The organism is Lysobacter sp. A421, assembly GCF_054052145.1.
In genome coordinates, this window is record NZ_JBSVRL010000002.1 from 904,098 (window position 1) to 923,140 (window position 19,043).

Here is a 19,043-nt window from a genome sequence, read left to right on the forward strand (position 1 = left end):
ACGGCTATGATGCGATCAACACCTTGCGGAGAAGCAACGATGGGCGATGGACTGATGGGGCTCTATATCTTCATGCTGGCGGCAATTGCCGGCCACGTGATCATCGCCCGGGTGCCGGTCATCCTGCACACCCCGCTGATGTCGGGCTCCAACTTCATCCATGGCATCGTGCTGGTCGGCGCGATGGTGGTGTTGGGCCATGCGGACACCACGGTTGAGAAGGTCATTGGTTTCGTCGCGGTATTGCTCGGTGCGGGCAATGCCGCTGGCGGTTACGTGGTGACCGAACGCATGCTGGACATGTTCAAACCCAGCAAGCCAGTTGGGAAATCCGGTGGTCAGCCCGGTGGCCCGGCGTGATCGCAGACGGGTGGCAATCGCTGTTGGCGGCGGGCAGTTACTTCATCGCCGCGACCTTGTTCCTGCTTGGTTTGCAGCGGATGGCTTCGCCCCGCACCGCGCGTAGTGGCATCCGCTGGGCGGGTGTCGGGATGGTGGTGGCGACGGCCGCGACTTTCCTGCTGCCGGGGCTGCACAACTTCGAGCTGATCGTGGTCGCGTTGGTGATTGGCACGGTTGCCGCGTGGGTTTCCGGGCGCAAGGTGGCGATCACCGACATGCCGCAGATGGTGGCGCTCTACAACGGCATGGGCGGCGGCGCGGCGGCCGGGATTGGCGCGGTGGAATTACTGAAGTTCTCGTCAGTGGCGTCGGGTCAACCGGTCGCGGCATCCGCCGGCGCCGTGTCGCCAGTGATGTCGGTGTTGGTGCTGGCCGTACTGGGTGCGGCGATTGGCGCCGTGTCGCTGTCGGGCTCGGTGATCGCGTGGGCCAAGCTCGATGGAAGGCTCGACAAACGGGTGGTATTCCCGGCGCAGCAATTGCTCAGCGCCGTGGTCTTCATCGCCATGCTGGTGGCAGGGGGCTGGGCGGTGGTATCGCTGCAGGTGCCGGTGATCATCGCGTTCTTCGCCCTGGCGCTGCTGCTGGGCCTGTTGATGACATTGCCGATCGGCGGGGCCGACATGCCGGTGGTGATCTCGCTGTACAACGCCTTGACCGGCCTGGCCGTCGCGTTCGAGGGTTTCGTGCTCGGCAACCAGGCGCTGATCATTGCCGGCACCATGGTCGGTGCGGCCGGCATGTTGTTGACCCGGCTGATGGCCAAGGCGATGAACCGGCCAATCAGCGGGGTGCTGTTTTCCCACTTTGGGGGCGGTGGCGAGGCGCAGGAAATTGACGGCACGCAGAAGCCCATTGAGGCCGGGGATGTCGCCGCGATGATGGCGTATGCCGAGCGGGTGGTGATCGTGCCGGGTTACGGCATGGCAGTGGCCCAGGCGCAGCACAAGGTGTGGGAGTTGAGTCAAAAGCTGATCGAGCGCGGGGTCAAGGTGAAGTTCGCGATCCATCCGGTTGCAGGTCGGATGCCCGGCCACATGAACGTGTTGCTGGCCGAGGCAGGCGTGCCGTACGACTTGATCGTCGACATGGACGATATCAACCCGGAGTTTCCGCAGACCGATGTGGCGCTGGTGATTGGCGCCAACGACGTGGTCAACCCGGTGGCGAAAACCGACCCCGCCAGCCCCATTTACGGCATGCCGATCCTGGATGTGATGAATGCCAGGAACGCAGTGGTGATCAAGCGTGGCAAGGGCACCGGCTTCGCGGGTATCGAGAATGCGCTGTTCTATGCCGACAACACCCGGATGCTCTACGGCGATGGCGCGGAGATGGTCGGGGCGCTGGTGTCGGAGCTCAAGGCGCTGGACGGCTGAGGCACGTGGCAGCGCGACACCGTTGGCACGAACAGGGTTTGGCGAGGCCGGCCCGTCAGGAGGTCGCTCAGCGGGTGGTCAGCGCAGCCACCAGCAAAGCCAGCGACAGCCAGGCCAGGTCTGCGGCGTCGTTGGCCAGCCCTGCCAGGGTCCACGCGTGGTGGAAACCCAGGCGGGTGGCTGAATCCCACGGCAGCAGGCCCAGCATCGCGCCCAGGTGGGAGGCGATGATGCCCCAATTGGCCAACACCACGATCGTGGCCGTGGACAGCACCGCCAGCAGCATGCGCCCCATGCCCGCGCGCCAACCACCCAGACGCAGGATCACGGCGACGTCCAGTGCGCCCACGACCGCCATCCAGCTCTTCTGGGAGTCGGTGTAGACGGCCAGCATCACCCAGATCGCGGCGAACCCGCAGATGCCCAGCACCAACAGCAGGCGCGAAAGCACCCAGTGGGGAAACCGGAACGGGCGAGCAGTCGATCGCGAGGATGGAACCATGGAATGGGATGTCGAGTCGGGGGCCGTGCAGCATAGCTGTCGCGCTGCCAACAGCATATTGGACTAGAATGGTCCTACTTCCAGAAAAGCCGGTCTTGGCGGCCTCCCACATGTATTCACGCAACAGCGAACCGGTCCGTTTCGAGCGCGACTGTCCTGCCGTACTGGTCCCCCAGGGCGATGTCGTCAACTTGCCCGCCGGCACCACGGGTTACATCACCCAAAGCCTGGGGGGCAGTTACACCGTGTTCGTGGATGGCAACCTGTTCCGGATTGCCGGCGAAGACGCGGATGCCATTGGCAAGGAGCCTCCCGAACCGCTGGAGCTTGCCGATGGCGCGGATGAAGGCGCTGTCGAGGAGTTGGTGTGGAAGCAGCTACGAACCTGTTTCGACCCCGAGATCCCGATCAACGTGGTCGACCTGGGGCTGATCTATGAGGCCAATGTAAAGGCGCATCCGCAACAAGCGGGGCAGCGGCTGGTCGAGGTCCGGATGACCCTGACCGCTCCGGGTTGTGGCATGGGTGAGATCCTGGTGGCGGACGTCAGCGACAAGCTCAAGATGATTCCGACGGTGACCGAGACCGACGTGGAACTGGTATTCGAGCCACCCTGGAACCGCCACATGATGTCCGAGGCCGCCCAGCTCGAGACCGGGATGCTTTGAGGCTTGAGGCTTGAGCACCGATGCGTTGCGTCGAACGCTGATGGGTGACGGCTCCATGACTCCCCGCATCCTGGACATGCTGTAGCGTGTAATTTTTCCAGGTTTGTGGAGGAGCCCATGCATGGCCCATACCTTTTTGTTCGCGCAGGGCTTGCGGTCGCATTGGTCGCTGGCATGAGCGCTTGCGCCGTGGCGACGGGCAATCCGGAGCCGCAGGACCTGACGCCGGTGCCAACGGCGGATAACGCTGATGCGTTACCGGCAGTCACGCCGGCTCCGACAAAGCTTGGCGAGCTCCCCGGTGAAGGCCCCTACCAGCGCTTCATCGTGAAGTACCGCGATGGCAGCGTCGCAGCGCAAAGCCCGGCAGCCGCACGCGCCCAGTTGGAAGCCAGTGCTGTCGCCAGTGGTCTGGACGGGGCTGCGACGGGCCAATCATTGCAACTGGATTGGCAGCTCCGCCTGGCGGTGGGTGCCGACGTATTCACCACGTCGCGTCCATTGGACCGGCAAGAGGCGGCGGCCCTGATGGCTCAGTTCGGGTCGGACCCACAGGTTGAATACATCGAAATCGACGGCATTGTGACGATCCAGCAGGGGTCGACGCTGCCGCCGCCGGAACCGCTTGGCGGCAACCTTTAGAGCGCCTCGAACCGGTTCGCTTCGACGTTCTTGCGCACCTTGGCCGGGTCCCAGATGCGTCCGTTCATGGCAATGTAGACACCGGCCGGCAGCGATTGCACCGCGCCGACGGCGGTGCCGATATTGAACTGGGCGTCGGAGCCGCGGAATCGTGCGGGGTTCAGCGCACCGGTCAACACAATGGTCTTGCCGGCGATGCTGGCCAGTACGTTGGCCGTCTCCACCATCGAGTCGGTGCCGTGGGTGACCAGCACGCAGCGCGCGTCCTGTGCCGTAATCGTTGCCCGGATCAGCTCGCGGTCATCGTGGGTGATATGCAGCGAATCCTTGCGCAGGATCGGGATCACCCGATAGCGGAACGCGACCCCCAGATCCTCCAGGATCAGTCCGATCTGTGGCTCGCCGATCTGGTAATCCGACTTGTCGTCAAAATAGATCTTGTCGATCGTGCCGCCGGTGGTGACGATGCAGAGTTGGTCCATGGGGCTTCGCGTTGCGGGTTGACCGACGATTATAGGCACCGGCGTTGCCGGGGTGGCAGGTCTACGAGCGCCTGGTCCCGAATCGTGCACGCAGCCCAGGCAGGTTGGCGGCGAATATCACCACCAATGCCAGCAAGGTTTCCATCAAGGCGAACCCCAGCTCGGCCGGGCGTGTCCATGCCGCCATGATCCCGTGGCTGAACCAGGCCAGCGCCAGTACCGAAGCCCAGAACCCGGCCGTGCGCCAGCCAAGCCATGCCGCGATCCCCAGTGCCAATGGCGGCAACCCGAATACGGTCAAGGCGACCCAATCACGCGGCGGCGCAAACCAGGCCGCATACAGCACCGCCAACCCGATCAAGCCAAGCACCAGCACCAGTGAGCGGGCCGGATGTGACCGTGTTGTGGTCCCGGGTTCGCGCGGCGTACTCATCCCAGCCTCCCGGCAATCATCGCGACCCGCTTGCCCAGCGCCCGCGCCAGGTGCGCTTCCTCGTCGCTGATTGGCCGGTCATCGCCCGTGCCAGTGACGTGGCTGGCGCCGTATGGTGTGCCGCCGGTTTGGGTGGTGCTGAGCAACGGCTCGGTAAACGGGATCCCCACCAGCAGGCAGCCGTGGTGCAGCAGCGGCACCATCATTGTCAGCAGGGTCGACTCCTGACCGCCGTGCATGGTGGTGGTGGAGGTGAACACCGCCGCCGGCTTGCCCACCAGGGTGCCGCTGGCCCATTGCCCGCCCAGCCCGTCCAGCCAGTGCTTGAGCGGCGCGGCCATGTTGCCGAAGCGGGTCGGGCTCCCGATCGCCAGCCCGGCGCATTCCTCCAGGTCGCGAGGCTCCACGTAGGGCGCTCCATCCTCCGGCACCGATGGTGCGACCGCCTGGGTGACTGCGCTGACCGGCGGCACCGTGCGCAGCCGGGCACTCATGCCCGGGACCTCGCCGATCCCGCGTGCAATCTGCCGCGCCAGCCGCGCGACCGCCCCGTTGCGGCTGTAGTAAAGCACCAGAATTTCCGCCATTGCCTTGCGCACCCAGCATCAAAGCGCTCAAGGATAGAGGAAGCCGCTGCCGTCATCAGTTAACCTGCTGTGGATGGAACCACTGGACTCCCTCAACCGCTGGAGCGAGCGCGTGCGCGATCGCCCGCGCGTGCTCAGCTTCCTGCGCTTTCTTGGCAGGCGAGTGCTGGACGACAATCTGTTCCAGGCCGCCGGCGCGTTGTCGTACACCACCGTATTCGCCCTGGTGCCGCTGTCGATGGTGGTCTTCGGGGTGCTGTCCGGATTCCCGGTGTTCGCCGAGTGGAGCGAGCGGCTGAGTGATTACATCTTCTCCAACTTCGTGCCGTCCGCGGCGCGCTCGGTTGAGGGATATCTGCTCCAGTTCTCCAGCAACGCCGGCCAACTCACCACGGCGGGCATTGTCGCCCTGGTGGTGTCCTTGCTGATTACCCTGAACGGCGTTGAAGTGACCTTCAACCGGATCTGGCGGGTCAAGGCGACCCGGCCCAAGGTCGGTCGCTTCCTGGTGTACTGGACCGTGTTGACGTTGGGGGCAATCATCGCGGCGGCCAGCCTGGCGGTGTCGGCGCGGTTCTTCTCGCTGTCGGTTTTCGACACCGCGGCCGGGCATGCCTTGGAAGTGGTGATGCTGCAGGTGGCGCCGATGGTGCTGGAACTGATTGCATTCTCGGCGATCTATCGCGTCGTCCCCCATCGCACCGTGCAGTGGCGGCATGCGATTGCCGGTGCGGTGCTGGCCACCTGCCTGTTCGAACTGGTTCGCTGGGGGTTGGGGGTGTACCTGGGCACCTTCGGCAACTACTCGCGGATCTACGGCACCGTCGCGTTCGTGCCGATCTTCATGATGTGGATCTTCCTGAGCTGGGTGGGGGTGTTGCTGGGCGCATCGCTGGCCTCCTCCAGTTCCGCATTCCGCTATCAACCCGTGTCGATGCGCTTGCCGGTCGGGTATGAGATCTACGGCTTGATGCGGCTGTTGGCGCGTTTCAACGAGGCGCGCGAACGCGGGGAGGGGCTGCATAGCGAGGATATCCAGCACCTGGAGCCGATATTGACCGACGCGCTGATCCAGGAAATGCTTGCCCAACTGGGCGGGATCAATGTGGTGCGGCGCGCCGACGATGGACAGTGGCTGCTTGCCCGGGATCTCGACAACCTGGCGCTGGGCGAGATCTACGAGGCCTGCCAGCTGCGTATCCCGATCGCGGAGGTGCACTTGCCGTGCCGGGACGATGCCTTGGGCAAGTCTGCGGTCGCCGCCCTGGACGAATTGCGAATACCCCTGCGCGACCTGCTCAAGCGCCGGGTTTCCACCATCCATGCCGAGGACTGAACCATGACCCGAACGAGCGTTGTCGTATTGCTGGTTGCCGTGCTGCTCGCAAGCCTGCTCGTCGCCTGCCAGCCCGCCGGGGACCCCGCGACCGAGTCGGCTGTTGCGCCGCCGTCGCCGGAGTCGACGGCGGCTGCGCCGGATTCACCAGACATGGAAGTGACGGCGCCAGGACAGACCGCGCCACTACCGGACGCCGCCCATGTCCCGGTCCTTCAGGTCACCACCATCGATGGCGACCCTTACGATCTGGCCGATCATCGTGGCAAGTGGGTGGTGGTGAATTTCTGGGCCACCTGGTGCCGGCCGTGCCTGGAGGAAATGCCGGAGCTGTCTGCCCTGGATGCGATGCGCGAGCACGTCGAGGTGATCGGGCTGGCGTACGAGGACATCAAGCCGGCGGACTTGAAGGCTTTCCTGCTGGAGCATCCGGTGGTGTATCCGATCAGCATTGTCGACACCTACGATCCGCCGGTCGGCTTTGACACCCCGCGTGGATTGCCGATGACCTACCTGATCGCGCCCGATGGCAGCGTGGCCAAAAAGATCCTTGGCCCGGTCACCGCCAATGAGATCGAGGCAGTGATTGCCGCCGCCACGTAAGCGGCACCGATGAGAATGGTGCGGTGCCTCAGCCGGCGCTCATCGCGAGCACCGCCGACGCGAAATCGTTGGCGAAACCCTCCATGTCGAACACATCGCCATCGCGGCGACGCTGGTCCAGCCTGGACCGGACCGTATCCAGCTGCCGGGGGTTGCGACCCAACTCGATGGCGCGGGCGATGAACGCCCGGTCGTCGGGCATGTTCATCTCATCCATCCCGAGGTGGTGGTTGAGGCTGCCGGCGACGCGTGAAGCGAAGGTCTGACCGGGCCGGGTCAGTACCGGGCAGCCGGCCCACAGCGCGTCAGAGGCGGTGGTATGGGCGTTATACGGCTCGGTATCCAGGAACAGGTCGGCGTGGCGAAGCCGCGCAAGATAGTCCGCATGCGGTTGCTTGGCCATGAACACCAGACGCTGGGGGTCAACGCCTTCGGCCTGGGCCACCGCCCGTAACCGCTGGTCGGCATGACCCGGTCCGGACAGCAACCACAGCACGCTGCCGGGTACGCCATGCAACACCGCCAACGCACGCTTCACGCTGTGGGCGTTGAGCTTGTAGCTGTTGTTGAAGCAGCAGAACACCACGCCATTGCCATCGATTCGCGGCGGCAGGCCGCACTCGGCGCGCGGCGGTGGCGGCGCGACTTCGCGTGTGGTGTCGGAGGGCTGGAAGCAGCGGGGCAGGCGGACCACCTTTTCGCTGAAATGCGGCGCCAGCGATTCGGGCAGCACGAACCCATCCGCCAGCACGAAGTCGATCCAGGGCGCACCCGAGGTTCCCGGGTAGGCGAGCCAGTTGACCTGTACCGGTGCCGGCCGCATCGCCAGGACTTCCGGCACGCCGCCGCCGCCCCAGCCACGCAGGTCGAACAACACGTCGATGCGGGCCTCCCGGATGGCTTCGGCGACGTCGGCATGACGGCGTCCGGAGACGTCATGCAACCGGGTCGCCCGACCGAGTCGCTCCCGGATCGGGCTGCCATCGTCGGGATTGAGGGCGAACAGGTGAACGTCGATCCGCGCCTGGGTGGCCAGCGCTTCCAGCAGGGCTACCGTCAGCAGGCCGGTCGGGTGGGCACCAAACCCGTTCGACAACAATCCGGTCCGCACCGATCTGCTACTGGCGGGGATGGGCTGGCGGGTGGACAGCGGTAGCACGGCACGAGCGATGCTGGCCGAGCGCAGGCGGGCGCAGTGAAGTTGCTCGGCGGCGGTGCTGTCCTCACTCAGGAACGCGAATGGTTCGATCGCGGCCTGTCCGCGGCGGACGGCGTCGCGAACCTGGTCCGACAGCCGGTCCAGATCGCGCCAATCGCACAGCTTGCGGCGCCACGCCAGCGAATAGGCGGCCAGTTGGGGTTCGCCGGGGGCGAGGACATGGGCCCGTGCGTAGGCATCCGCGGCCGCTTCGGCCTCACCGATGTCTTCCAGTACATGGCCCAGCCAGACGGCGATGCCGGGATGGTCGGGCGCGTTGCGTGCCGCCGCGCGCAGGCTGGCCGCAGCCTGGGCGTGGTTGCCTTGCATCCATTGTGCGCGGCCCAGGCGCGCCAGTGCTTCGGGATGTCCCGGCCGCAATGCCAGTGCACGCTGGCAGGCCGCCTCGCCGGCCCTGGCGTCGCCGGCGTCCAGTTCAGCTTCCGCCAGGACGATCCATGCCATTGGGTTGTGCGGTTCGCGGGCCACCGCTCGGCGCAGGTCATTGCCCTGGTCGATGGGCGGCATGGCTCAAGTCCCCTGCTTCATTCGCTGTGGGTCAGTCGCGCCAGTTCATCGGCCTGGTGCTCCTGCTGCAGCCGCTCCACCAGTCCATCCAGATCGCCGGTCAGGATGTTGGGCAGGTCGTACAAGGTCAGCCCCTCGATCCGGTGATCGGTGATCCGGCCCTGCGGATAGCTGTAGGTGCGGATGCGTTGGCTACGGTCGCCACTGCCAACTTGCAGCTTGCGGTCCTGGGCAATCGCGGTGGCGGCCTTGCTGGCCTGCTGCTCGGCCAGGGTGGCGCGCAGGCGCTTCATCGCGGTGTCGCGGTTGGCGTGCTGGCTGCGCTCGGTCTGGCTTTCCACCACGATGCCGCTGGGCAGATGGGTGATCCGGATTGCCGAGTCGGTCTTGTTGACGTGCTGGCCGCCAGCGCCGGAAGAGCGGAAGGTGTCGACCCGCAGGTCGGCCGGGTTGATCTCGATCGGCTCACCTTCGGGTTCCACCGCGATGATCGCGACAGTCGCCGCCGAGGTGTGGATGCGGCCCTGGGACTCGGTCTCGGGCACGCGCTGGACCCGATGGGTGCCCGATTCGAACTTCAGCCTGGAGTAGGCGCCGCGGCCTTCGACCCGGGCGATGACCTCCTTGAAGCCGCCGTGCTCGCCTTGGCTGGCCGATTCGACCTCGACCCGCCAGCCTTGGCGCTCGGCGTAGCGCGAGTACATCCGGAACAGGTCGCCGGCGAAGATCGCCGCTTCGTCGCCGCCGGTGCCGGCGCGGACTTCCAGGTAGAGATCGCCGTCATCGCGCGGGTCTTTCGGGACCAGGTGGGCGAGCAGCTCGGCGTCCAGCTGTTGCAGGCGTTCGGTGGCGGCGGTGATCTCCTCGTCGGCCAACTCGCGCAGTTCCGGGTCGTCACGCATGGCCTGGGCGGCGGCGAGGTCGGCGTTGGCCGCGGTCTCGTTGGCCAGTGCGATGGCAACCGGCTCTAGTTGCGAGAACTCGCGTGAGAGCTGGCGGAAACGCTGGTTGTCGCCGATCACGCCGGGATCGGCGAGCAGGCGCTCCAGCTCCTCGCGCCGTTCGACGAGGGCTTCGAGCTTGCGGCGCAGGCTTGGGGTCATGGGTTCTCGTCGTCTGGGGTGCTGCCGTCGATCGGGAACAGCTTGTCGGTGGCCCGTGCCAGCTCCGTGTCTCCGGTCCAGGCGGCCTCGCGCAAAGCGATGGTTGGGGCATGCAGCAGGCGATTGGTCAGGGTGTGGGCGAGGAAGTCGAGTACCGCGGAGGGTTCCTCGCCGGCAGCCAGCTGCGCTTTGGCTTTCGCCAATGCCTCGGCCCGGACCGCTTCGCCATGAGCGCGCAGGCGCTTGAGCGGTGCGGTACGGGTACGTCCGATCATCGATTCCATGAAGCGGGCGACCTGCACCTCGACGATCGCCTCCGCCTGGTTGGCCGCTTCGCGGCGCCCCTGGCGATTGTCCTCGATCGATCGCTCCAGATCATCGACGGTGTAGAGATAGACATCGCGCAGGCTGGCGACATCGGCAGCGATGTCGCGCGGCACCGCCAGGTCGAGCAGCAGCATCGGTCGATGCTTGCGCGTGGCCAGTGCGGTGGCGACTTGTTCGCGATGCAGGACCGGTTCGCGCGCGGCAGTGGCCGACAACACGATGTCGGCCTCGGACAGGTGCCGGTCCAGCTCCGCCAGCGGCAGGGCGACCCCGCCGTGGCGACTGGCCAGCGCTTGCGCGTGCGCCAGGGTGCGGTTGGCGACCAGCAGCCGCTTGACCTTGGCGTGCACCAGATGGCGCGCGGCCAGCTCGATGGTCTCGCCGGCACCGATCAGCAGCACGGTCGAGTCTTCCAGCGCAGCGAATGATTCCTGTGCCAGGCGCACTGCAGTCGAGGCAACCGACACCGGATTGGCACCTATGCGGGTGTCGGTGCGCGCACGTTTGGCGGTAGTGAAGGTGTGCTGGAACAACCCGTCCAGCCGGGTGCCCAGACTGCCGGCCGCGCGTGCGCTGGCCCAGGCATCCTTCACCTGGCCGAGGATCTGTGGCTCGCCCAGGACCAGTGAATCCAGTCCGGTGGCGACCCGGAACAGGTGCCGGACCGCGTCCGCATCGGCATGCCGGTACAGATAATCGTGCAGCGCATCGCCGGAGCCGCCAAACTCACCAGGACAATTGGCCAGCCAGTTGGCTACGGCTTGGCCATCGTCGGTGCTGACCGCATAGATCTCGGTCCGGTTGCAGGTCGACAGCAACGCGACTTCCTGGACCTGGGGCAGCGCGCGAAGGGACGCAAGCGCCGCCGGCAAGGTCTCAGCCGAAAACGCCACCCGCTCGCGCAGGCTGACCGGCGCGGTCTGGTGGTTGATGCCGAGAACATGCAAATTGGTTGTCGCCGAACTCATTGAAGATGCGTTACCGGTTCAGGTGCTTGCGATAAGCTGCTGGCTGCCGAAGGTCGGTATTCTACCGGCCCCGTGGAACGAGGACCCCGAATCCGATGCCAGCTGCCTTGCGCGCACTCGCCGCCAGTGCCGTCATCGTCGCCTTGCTGGGGCTGGTGGCGCCCGTCGGCCGAGCGTCCGAACCGGTCTTGGCGCCGGTCGATGACCCGGTCGTAGATACGCTGGAGCCCTTGCTGGCCGCCGAGTTTGCACTGCAGGCGGGGAAGCTGGACCAAGCCTCGCATTGGTATCTGGCAGCCGCACTGGCCGCCGATGATGTCGCCTTGACCGAGCGGGCGACCCGCATCGCATTGTTGGCCCGTGACGAGCAAGCGGCCGGTCGCCTGCTGGCACTGTGGCGCGATCAGGGGGCCGAGGGAGTCGACTTGCTGGCCGCCGAAGCGGCCCTGGCGCTGCGTCGAGGCAACGAACGCAGTGCGCGCGGGTACCTGGTTCGACTGCTGGCCACGCCCGGGGATGAGGGCTGGCGCCAGGCGCTGAGCGTGATCGCCGCCGGAGCGCGTGACCCCGAGCAAGCGGCCGAGGTCCTGGAGAAGCTGGTCAGGCAAGGCCGTATTCCCCCCCGTCTGCAAGCCTGGCTGGCGTTTGGTGGGCTTGCCCAGCGGCTTGAACAGCCGGCGCTGGCCAAGCGCATCGTCGCCGAAGTGGTCAAGCGGTTCCCGGGTGAGCCACGGGTGGCGCTATTGCATGCCAGCCAGCTGCGCGAGGCGAACCAGGACGACCAGGCGCGCGACGTGCTGGACTCGGTGGCCGCCCGGGCGGAAGGCGATGCTGACCTGCGGCTGGCGATCGCCTACGAATACGACGCGCTGGGAGATCTCGATGCCGCCGCCGCGACCCTGGCTCGCGGACCACAGGACGACCATACCTACGCGTTGCGTGCTTCGCTGCTCGCGCGCGGTCAGGACAGCGCGGCATTGACCGCGTTGTACGACGAACTGCGCGCCACGGCCAATGCGCCGGATCCGCAGCGGCGCCTGCTGCTGGGCCAGATGGCCGAGTTTCTTGATCGCTTCGATGAGGCGCTGGGCTGGTACCAGGATGTGCCTGGCGGCCCGCAGCGCTGGCCGGCCCGCCTGCGCAGCGCCAAGGTGTTGTATGAGATGGGCCGGGGCGAAGAGGGGTTCAAGCTGCTGCATGAGGTCCAGGCCAATGCACGAGCACCCGATGACATCCGTCGCGACGCCTATCTGCTGGAGGCGTCGTTGCATGACAAAGACCAGGACCCGGTGAGCGAGAAGGACGCATTCTCGCGCGGCCTGGCGGCTTTCCCGGATGACCTGGAGATCCTCTACGCCCGTGCCTTGAGCTGGGAACGCGGTGACGATATCGCCCGTGCCGAGGCCGACCTGCGCAGGATCCTGGTGATCGAGCCGGAATCGGTCGCCGCGTTGAACGCCCTGGGTTACACCCTCGCCGACCGCACCGAGCGCTATCAGGAGGCGCTGGAGCTGATCAATCGAGCGCGTGCAGCCCAACCGGACAACGCGGCGATCATCGACAGCTATGGCTGGGTCCTGTACCGACTGGGTCGGACCGAGGAAGCACTGGGTGAGCTGCGCCAGGCATTCGCATTGCAGAAGGATGCAGAAGTCGCCGCTCACCTGGCCGAGGTGCTGTGGGTGCTGGGCAAGCACGAAGAGGCACGCAAGTATTTCGAGGAAGCGCGTCAGCTGGATCCGGATAACCGCTCCTTGCAGCGGGCCCTCGAGAACACCGGCAAATGAGCCTGCGTCACGGCATTGCATCGTTGCTGATGCTGCTGCTGGCGGCCTGTGTCGCCGCGCCGGTGCGGCCGGACCTTGGCCCGGCACAGCTCGCCGCCGCCGAGGCCGCCCAGCAGGCACGCGAGCAGACGGTGCGTGCGCAGCAGGACTGGTCGTTGACCGGCCGTATCGCGGTGTCCAATGACGGCAAGGGCGGCAGTGGCCGGATCGACTGGACCCAGACCGGACCGCGTTACCACATCGCGCTCAGCGCCCCGGTCACCCGGCAGAGCTGGCATCTATTCGGTGGTGCCGGTGCTGCACGCCTGGAAGGCCTGGAAGGCGGGCCACGAACCGGCCCCGACGCCCGCATGCTGCTGTTGAGTATCACCGGCTGGGACATCCCGGTGGTGGCATTGGCCGAATGGGCGCGCGGTGCCCGGGCGCAGGCGTTGGGCCCCGCACGGATCCAGTACGGCAGCGATGGCCTGCCGTGGCGGATCGAACAGGACGGATGGGCAATCGAGTACGAATGGCCGCAAGCGGGCGCCTCAACCGGCACCGCTGCCCGGCCTTCCCGCGTCGACGCGGTTCGTGGCAATGCACGGGTGAAATTGATCATCGATCAATGGCATCAGGGCGGCACCGATGGCGTGGGCGGCGAGCTGCCGCCGGGGACTTGATGGGCGCCCCTGTGGCCGGTTTGGCGGCGAGCTGGAGCGCATGGCCGGCGCCGGCCAAGCTCAACCTGTTCCTGCGCATCCCGGGTCGCCGCGCGGATGGCTACCATCTGCTGCAAACGGTGTTCCGGTTGCTGGACTGGGGCGATACGGTCCACCTGCGTGTGCGCACTGACGGCCGGATCGTCCGTCACGGGGCATCGGCGGCCGGCGTGGACGAGGCGGATGACCTGGCGGTTATCGCCGCAAAACACCTGCAGGCGCTGGCGGGCACGCGGCTGGGCGCGGACATCCGGGTAGAGAAGAGGATTCCGGTGGGCGGCGGGTTTGGCGGTGGCTCGTCCGATGCGGCCACCGTATTGCTCGCACTGGATCATTTGTGGGATACCGGGCTGGGGCTGGAAAGGCTTGCCGCACTTGGTTTGCGGCTGGGTGCCGACGTGCCGGTGTTCGTGCGCGGCCGCAACGCCTGGGGCGAAGGCGTGGGTGAATTGCTGACGCCGGTCCCGTTGCCCCCCGCGTGGTACCTGCTGGCCGACCCCGGGGTCAGGGTGTCGACTGCCGAACTGTTCCAATCCCCGGAATTGACGCGCGATGCCCGGGCCGCGACAATGTCCGACTTCGTTTCGGGTGTACCGCTCGGGAACGCGTTCGAGCCAGTGCTACGCAGCCGCGAACCAGCCATCGAGGCCATGTTCGCAACGTTGGCGCGTCATGGCTTGCCGCGCTTGACCGGGTCCGGCAGTGGTTGCTTTGTCGAGTTCGCCGACCGCGAACCTGCACAGGCTGCGCTGACGGCGCTGCCATCGGGCATCAAGGCCTGGCTGGCACCGGGTGCGGTACGGTCGCCGTTGCATGTCGCTGTCGAGGCGGCCGCTGGATGCGGTCTGGATACAAGCGGTCTGGATACAAGTGGTCAGATACCAGTACGCAGTTGGCAGGACGAATCGGATACAGCGCGTTAGATAACGAGTCAGATACAACCAGTCACACACAACCAGTTTTACAGGGGCGTCGCCAAGAGGCCCAAGGCACCAGGTTTTGATCCTGGCATTCGTAGGTTCGAATCCTACCGCCCCTGCCAACCCTGAAACACACCCGCCGCAAGGCCGGAGCTACGCGGAACATGTCTGTCCAAACTGATCGCAACTTGCTGGTCTTCTCCGGCAATGCCAACCGCCCCCTGGCCGAGGCGGTCTGCAAGGAGCTGGGTATTCGTCTGGGAAAAGCGCTGGTCAGCAGCTTCTCCGATGGCGAAGTCCAGGTCGAGATCGAGGAGAACGTCCGCCGGCAAGAGGTCTTCGTGATCCAGCCGACCTGCGCGCCCAGCGCGGAGAACCTGGTGGAGCTGCTGGTCCTGATCGATGCGCTCAAACGGGCCTCGGTCAGCAGCGTGACCGCGGTGGTGCCGTATTTCGGCTATGCGCGGCAGGATCGCCGGCCGCGTTCCTCGCGGGTTCCAATCACCGCCAAGGTGGCGGCCAAGATGTTCAACTCGGTAGATTGCGACCGGGTCCTGACGATCGACCTGCACGCCGACCAGATCCAGGGGTTCTTCGACATCCCGGTCGACAATGTCTATGCGTCTCCGCTGCTGCTGGCCGACATCTGGCGTGCGCACGGCACCGACAACCTGATCGTGGTCAGCCCTGATGTGGGCGGCGTGGTCCGAGCCAGGGCCATCGCCAAGCGCCTGGACGATGCCGACCTGGCGATCATCGACAAACGTCGCCCGCGCGCCAACGTCTCCACGGTGATGAACATCATTGGTGACGTCTCCGGCAAGATCTGCGTGCTGGTCGACGATATCGTCGATACCGCCGGTACCTTGTGCGCTGCCGCTGCCGCGCTCAAGGAGCAGGGCGCGGTCAAGGTTGTGGCCTACTGTACCCACGCGGTGCTGTCGGGCCCGGCAATCAGCAACATCCGCAACTCCGAGCTGGACGAACTGGTGGTGACCGATACCATTCCGTTGACCGACGCTGCGCGCGAGTGTGGACGGGTGCGTCAGCTCAGTGTCGCCGAGCTGCTGGCCGAGACGATCCGCCGCATCGCCGGCGGCGAGTCGGTCAGTTCGCTGTACGTCGACTGATCCCATCGTGCAGTCACGGTATCCACCGTGTCTGCCACCAACGCTCACCTGGTCGCGGGTGAGCGTCCCTGCCGCCGCGAGGCGGATCAATGCAAGTCCAAAGTGAGTAAACACAATGTCTGAGCACACCATCAAGGCCACTGGCCGGAGCGTCGAGGGGAAGGGTGCGAGCCGCCGCCTGCGTCGTGCCGGTTCCATCCCGGCCATTATCTATGGCGGCAAGTCCGAGCCAATGCCGGTCCAGCTGGACCAGGAAAAGATCTGGGTCGCCAGCCAGAACGAGTGGTTCTATTCGTCCATCCTGTCGATCGATGTTGACGGCAAGTCCGAGAGCGTGCTGTTGCGCGATATGCAGCGTCACCCGTTCAAGCAGATCATCATGCATCTGGACTTCCTGCGTATCGACGCCAACGAGACCCTGCGTGCACCGGTGCAGTTGCACTTCACCAATGAGGACACCTCACCGGCCGGCAAGGCCGCCGACGTGATCGTGATGAAGGAGCTGACCCAGGTCGAAGTGGTCTGCCTGCCCAAGGATCTGCCGCAGTACATCGAAGTGGACCTGGGTGCGCTGGAGCTGGGCGACATCATCCATCTGTCGCAGGTCAAGTTGCCCGAGGGGATCGAGATCCCGAGCCTGGCGCTGGGTCCCGATTTCGACGTTCCTGTCGTCGTGGCGCGCAAGGGCCGGGTGGAAGTCGAAGAAGTGGTCGAGGACGAGGCCGAAGCGGCCGAAGTGCCGGCGGCCAAGGTCGAGAAGGACCAGGAGTAAGCCTGCGGTTCATCGGGGTGCCGGCTTTTACAAAGCGGTCTGCAGGCGCCCCGGTACGCGGCTTGTTCACCTTCGATGGCCGGTTTGCGCCTCATCGTCGGGCTGGGGAATCCCGGGCCCGAACACCTCCGGACCCGGCACAATGCCGGGTTCTGGTTTGTTGACGCCCTGGCGGCAAAGCTGGGTGTCAGCTTCCGCGTTGATGCCAGGTTGTTCGGCCAGTCCGTGAAGGTCGAGATTGCTGGTGAGCAGGTCTGGCTGTTGAAGCCCGCCACCTACATGAACCTGTCGGGCAAGTCGGTCACCGCAGCGCTGCGCTACTGGAAAATCGAACCCGACCAGGCACTGTTGGTACACGATGACCTGGATCTTCCGCCGGGTACCGCGCGGCTGAAGTTCGATGGCGGCCACGGCGGCCAGAACGGCCTGCGCGACACCATGCGCCTGCTGGGTCACGGGCAATTCCACCGGCTGAGGATGGGCATCGGGCATCCCGGGCACAAGGACCTGGTCACCCCCTGGGTGCTGGGCCGGCCGGGACGCGACGACGAGACGCTGATCCTGCGCGCAATCGATGATGCGATCGAGGTGTTGCCATTGGCGATCAGTGGCGATTTCAACGAGGCCATGAAGCGGCTGCATACGCCGCGCGCCTGAGTTCCACCCCTATCAACGAAAGTGAGTACAGCGTCATGGGCATCAAATGCGGCATCGTTGGTTTGCCTAACGTCGGCAAGTCGACCCTCTTCAATGCCCTGACCAAGGCCGGCATCGCGGCGGCCAACTTCCCGTTCTGCACGATCGAGCCCAACGTTGGCGTAGTGCCGGTGCCCGACCCGCGGCTGAATGCGCTGGCGGAGATCGTGCAGCCACAAAGATGCATCCCGACCGCGGTCGAGTTCGTGGACATCGCCGGTCTGGTTGCCGGAGCGGCCAGCGGGGAAGGGTTGGGCAACAAGTTCCTCGCCCACATCCGCGAGGTCGACGCGATCACCCACGTGGTGCGGTGTTTCGACAACGACGATGTCATCCACGTCAATAACAAAATCGACCCGATCGCCGACGTCGAGACCATCGACACCGAACTGGCGCTGGCCGACCTGGAGAGCGTCGAGAAGGCCTTGCAGCGTGCCGAGCGCACCGCCAAGACCGGCGACAAGGACGCCAAGGTACGGGTCGAGGTGCTGGCGCGGGTACGCGATGGCCTGGATGCCGGCAAGCCGGCCCGTGCGCTGGCGTTGTCCGAAGACGACCAGTTGGCGGTGCGCGACCTGTTCCTGCTGACCCTGAAGCCGGTGATGTACGTCGCCAATGTGCTTGAGGACGGCTTCGAGAACAATCCGCATCTTGATGCCGTTCGCGCACGCGCGGTGGCCGAGGGTGCCGAGGTGGTGCCGGTATCGGCGGCGATCGAAGAGGAGTTGAGCCAGCTCGACGATGCCGATCGCGACGAGTTCCTGACCGACCTGGGCCTGGACGAGCCGGGTTTGAACCGCGTGATCCGGGCCGCCTACAAGCTGCTGGGGTTGCAAACCTATTTCACCGCAGGCGTGAAAGAGGTCCGGGCCTGGACGGTGAAGGCCGGATCCACTGCGCCTCAGGCGGCCGCGGTCATCCATACCGATTTCGAGAAGGGGTTCATCCGCGCCGAAACCATCGGCTACGACGACTTCATCCAGCACCGGGGCGAGGCAGGTGCCCGTGACGCCGGCCGGTTGCGCAAGGAGGGCAAGGAATACCTCGTGCAGGAGGGTGACGTGCTGCACTTCCTGTTCAACGTCTGAATCGTGCAAAGTTTTATCCCGTTTCCCGTTGACATCCGTTCCAGACCCCGCCAGAATTGCGGGCTCTTTGGAGGGATACCCAAGCGGCCAACGGGGGCAGACTGTAAATCTGCTGGCTTACGCCTTCGGTGGTTCGAATCCACCTCCCTCCACCACAAGCAATAAATCGATAGACTTACCATCCGTCGACGCAGTACCCAAGCAGGTTTGGTCCGGCGCGGGAGTAGTTCAATGGTAGAACCTCAGCCTTCCAAGCTGATGGTGCGGGTTCGATCCCCGTCTCCCGCTCCATTGCTGCCGCGACGTTCATCCTGCTGGAACAACTTGCTCACGTAGCTCAGTCGGTAGAGCACCTCCTTGGTAAGGAGGAGGTCACTGGTTCGATTCCAGTCGTGAGCACCATATTTTTCAACGATCCACACCGTCCCATAACGAGAAGCGACAGTCATGGCCAAGGGTAAATTCGAGCGCACCAAGCCGCACGTGAACGTCGGCACGATCGGTCACGTTGACCACGGCAAGACCACGTTGACCGCCGCGCTGACCAAGGTCGGTGCCGAGCGTTTCGGTGGCGAGTTCAGCGCGTACGACGCGATTGACCGCGCCCCGGAAGAGAAGGCGCGCGGCATCACCATCTCGACCTCGCACGTCGAGTACGAATCCCCGAATCGCCACTACGCGCACGTCGATTGCCCGGGACACGCCGACTATGTGAAGAACATGATCACCGGTGCGGCGCAGATGGACGGCGCGATCCTGGTGTGTTCGGCCGCGGACGGCCCGATGCCGCA

Annotated in this window: 20 protein-coding genes, 4 tRNA genes and 1 pseudogene; 18 read left to right on the top strand and 7 right to left on the bottom strand. The window is 65.5% G+C overall.

Translation table 11 applies throughout. The features are described 5' to 3' along the window. Nucleotides 1-39: 39 nt before the first annotated feature. Nucleotides 40-360, top strand: coding sequence for an NAD(P) transhydrogenase subunit alpha (locus ACW7G6_RS09555; protein WP_456998117.1), 321 nt, complete (start codon nucleotides 40-42; stop codon nucleotides 358-360). After that, nucleotides 357-1,781, top strand: a complete 1,425-nt coding sequence (locus tag ACW7G6_RS09560; RefSeq protein ID WP_456998118.1) for an NAD(P)(+) transhydrogenase (Re/Si-specific) subunit beta — start codon at nucleotides 357-359, stop codon at nucleotides 1,779-1,781. Before ACW7G6_RS09555 ends, ACW7G6_RS09560 begins: the two co-directional genes overlap by 4 nt. Before the next feature lie 67 nt (nucleotides 1,782-1,848). Here ACW7G6_RS09560 and ACW7G6_RS09565 read toward each other — a convergent pair whose 3' ends face one another. Further along, entirely contained in the window at nucleotides 1,849-2,232 is a 384-nt protein-coding gene (locus tag ACW7G6_RS09565) for a hypothetical protein (protein ID WP_456978455.1), read from the bottom strand. Between the two features lie 161 nt (nucleotides 2,233-2,393). Between ACW7G6_RS09565 and sufT the strand changes: the two genes are divergently transcribed. Then, complete coding sequence (sufT, locus tag ACW7G6_RS09570; protein ID WP_456978456.1) at nucleotides 2,394-2,951, top strand: putative Fe-S cluster assembly protein SufT; 558 nt, start codon at nucleotides 2,394-2,396, stop codon at nucleotides 2,949-2,951. A gap of 174 nt (nucleotides 2,952-3,125) precedes the next feature. Then, nucleotides 3,126-3,593: a hypothetical protein gene (locus tag ACW7G6_RS09575; RefSeq protein ID WP_456978457.1), complete on the top strand. Its 468-nt coding sequence runs from the start codon at nucleotides 3,126-3,128 to the stop codon at nucleotides 3,591-3,593. Here the strand turns inward: ACW7G6_RS09575 and ACW7G6_RS09580 are convergent. From ACW7G6_RS09580 to wrbA, 3 genes are all read right to left on the bottom strand, one after another. Next, entirely contained in the window at nucleotides 3,590-4,075 is a 486-nt protein-coding gene (locus tag ACW7G6_RS09580; RefSeq protein WP_456978459.1) for an asparaginase domain-containing protein, read from the bottom strand. The two genes, ACW7G6_RS09575 and ACW7G6_RS09580, sit on opposite strands and share 4 nt — an antisense overlap. A 61-nt stretch (nucleotides 4,076-4,136) precedes the next feature. After that, nucleotides 4,137-4,508, bottom strand: a complete 372-nt coding sequence (locus ACW7G6_RS09585; RefSeq protein WP_456978460.1) for a DUF2069 domain-containing protein — start codon at nucleotides 4,506-4,508, stop codon at nucleotides 4,137-4,139. Next, nucleotides 4,505-5,095, bottom strand: a complete 591-nt coding sequence (gene wrbA / locus ACW7G6_RS09590; protein WP_456978461.1) for an NAD(P)H:quinone oxidoreductase — start codon at nucleotides 5,093-5,095, stop codon at nucleotides 4,505-4,507. The genes ACW7G6_RS09585 and wrbA overlap by 4 nt, the downstream gene beginning before the upstream one ends. Nucleotides 5,096-5,168: 73 nt before the next feature. On the opposite strand from wrbA, the gene ACW7G6_RS09595 reads away from it, so the two are divergent. Both ACW7G6_RS09595 and ACW7G6_RS09600 read left to right on the top strand, forming a co-directional pair. Beyond that, nucleotides 5,169-6,431, top strand: coding sequence for a YihY family inner membrane protein (locus ACW7G6_RS09595; RefSeq protein WP_456998119.1), 1,263 nt, complete (start codon nucleotides 5,169-5,171; stop codon nucleotides 6,429-6,431). 3 nt (nucleotides 6,432-6,434) lie between these two features. Then, nucleotides 6,435-7,034: a TlpA family protein disulfide reductase gene (locus tag ACW7G6_RS09600; RefSeq protein ID WP_456998120.1), complete on the top strand. Its 600-nt coding sequence runs from the start codon at nucleotides 6,435-6,437 to the stop codon at nucleotides 7,032-7,034. Between the two features lie 28 nt (nucleotides 7,035-7,062). On the opposite strand, the gene ACW7G6_RS09605 is transcribed toward ACW7G6_RS09600, so the two are convergent. The 3 genes from ACW7G6_RS09605 to hemA are packed head-to-tail and all read right to left on the bottom strand — an operon-like array spanning nucleotide 7,063 to nucleotide 11,158. Beyond that, nucleotides 7,063-8,760 carry an O-linked N-acetylglucosamine transferase, SPINDLY family protein gene (locus ACW7G6_RS09605; RefSeq protein ID WP_456998121.1) on the bottom strand — a complete coding sequence of 566 codons (1,698 nt, stop codon included), beginning with the start codon at nucleotides 8,758-8,760 and terminating at the stop codon, nucleotides 7,063-7,065. 17 nt (nucleotides 8,761-8,777) lie between these two features. Then, nucleotides 8,778-9,863 (bottom strand): peptide chain release factor 1, encoded by a 1,086-nt coding sequence (gene prfA, locus ACW7G6_RS09610; RefSeq protein WP_456978465.1) that lies wholly within the window; start codon nucleotides 9,861-9,863, stop codon nucleotides 8,778-8,780. Next, complete coding sequence (hemA, locus tag ACW7G6_RS09615) at nucleotides 9,860-11,158, bottom strand: glutamyl-tRNA reductase (RefSeq protein WP_456978466.1); 1,299 nt, start codon at nucleotides 11,156-11,158, stop codon at nucleotides 9,860-9,862. The genes prfA and hemA overlap by 4 nt, the downstream gene beginning before the upstream one ends. Before the next feature lie 95 nt (nucleotides 11,159-11,253). Between hemA and ACW7G6_RS09620 the strand changes: the two genes are divergently transcribed. From ACW7G6_RS09620 to ACW7G6_RS09675, 12 genes and pseudogenes are all read left to right on the top strand, one after another. Continuing rightward, entirely contained in the window at nucleotides 11,254-12,945 is a 1,692-nt protein-coding gene (locus tag ACW7G6_RS09620) for a tetratricopeptide repeat protein (protein WP_456978467.1), read from the top strand. Continuing rightward, nucleotides 12,942-13,607: a lipoprotein insertase outer membrane protein LolB gene (lolB, locus tag ACW7G6_RS09625; RefSeq protein WP_456978468.1), complete on the top strand. Its 666-nt coding sequence runs from the start codon at nucleotides 12,942-12,944 to the stop codon at nucleotides 13,605-13,607. Before ACW7G6_RS09620 ends, lolB begins: the two co-directional genes overlap by 4 nt. Then, nucleotides 13,607-14,476: pseudogene (gene ispE, locus ACW7G6_RS09630) on the top strand (4-(cytidine 5'-diphospho)-2-C-methyl-D-erythritol kinase); the annotation flags it as partial. The gene lolB and the pseudogene ispE, both read left to right, overlap by 1 nt. Before the next feature lie 135 nt (nucleotides 14,477-14,611). Beyond that, a tRNA-Gln gene (locus ACW7G6_RS09635) sits at nucleotides 14,612-14,688 on the top strand. A gap of 42 nt (nucleotides 14,689-14,730) precedes the next feature. Beyond that, nucleotides 14,731-15,696 (top strand): ribose-phosphate diphosphokinase, encoded by a 966-nt coding sequence (locus ACW7G6_RS09640; protein ID WP_456978469.1) that lies wholly within the window; start codon nucleotides 14,731-14,733, stop codon nucleotides 15,694-15,696. 115 nt (nucleotides 15,697-15,811) lie between these two features. After that, nucleotides 15,812-16,468, top strand: coding sequence for a 50S ribosomal protein L25/general stress protein Ctc (locus tag ACW7G6_RS09645; protein WP_456978470.1), 657 nt, complete (start codon nucleotides 15,812-15,814; stop codon nucleotides 16,466-16,468). A gap of 75 nt (nucleotides 16,469-16,543) precedes the next feature. Further along, on the top strand, nucleotides 16,544-17,125 hold the full coding sequence (gene pth, locus ACW7G6_RS09650; protein WP_456998122.1) for an aminoacyl-tRNA hydrolase: 582 nt from the start codon (nucleotides 16,544-16,546) through the stop codon (nucleotides 17,123-17,125). 35 nt (nucleotides 17,126-17,160) lie between these two features. Then, complete coding sequence (ychF, locus tag ACW7G6_RS09655; protein WP_456978472.1) at nucleotides 17,161-18,252, top strand: redox-regulated ATPase YchF; 1,092 nt, start codon at nucleotides 17,161-17,163, stop codon at nucleotides 18,250-18,252. Between the two features lie 69 nt (nucleotides 18,253-18,321). Next, a tRNA-Tyr gene (locus ACW7G6_RS09660) sits at nucleotides 18,322-18,407 on the top strand. A gap of 62 nt (nucleotides 18,408-18,469) precedes the next feature. Continuing rightward, nucleotides 18,470-18,543 (top strand) — tRNA-Gly (locus ACW7G6_RS09665). Between the two features lie 35 nt (nucleotides 18,544-18,578). Beyond that, nucleotides 18,579-18,654 (top strand) — tRNA-Thr (locus ACW7G6_RS09670). Between the two features lie 45 nt (nucleotides 18,655-18,699). Beyond that, nucleotides 18,700-19,043 (top strand): GTP-binding protein (locus tag ACW7G6_RS09675; RefSeq protein ID WP_456998123.1); only part of this gene is annotated, 344 nt, incomplete at its 3' end.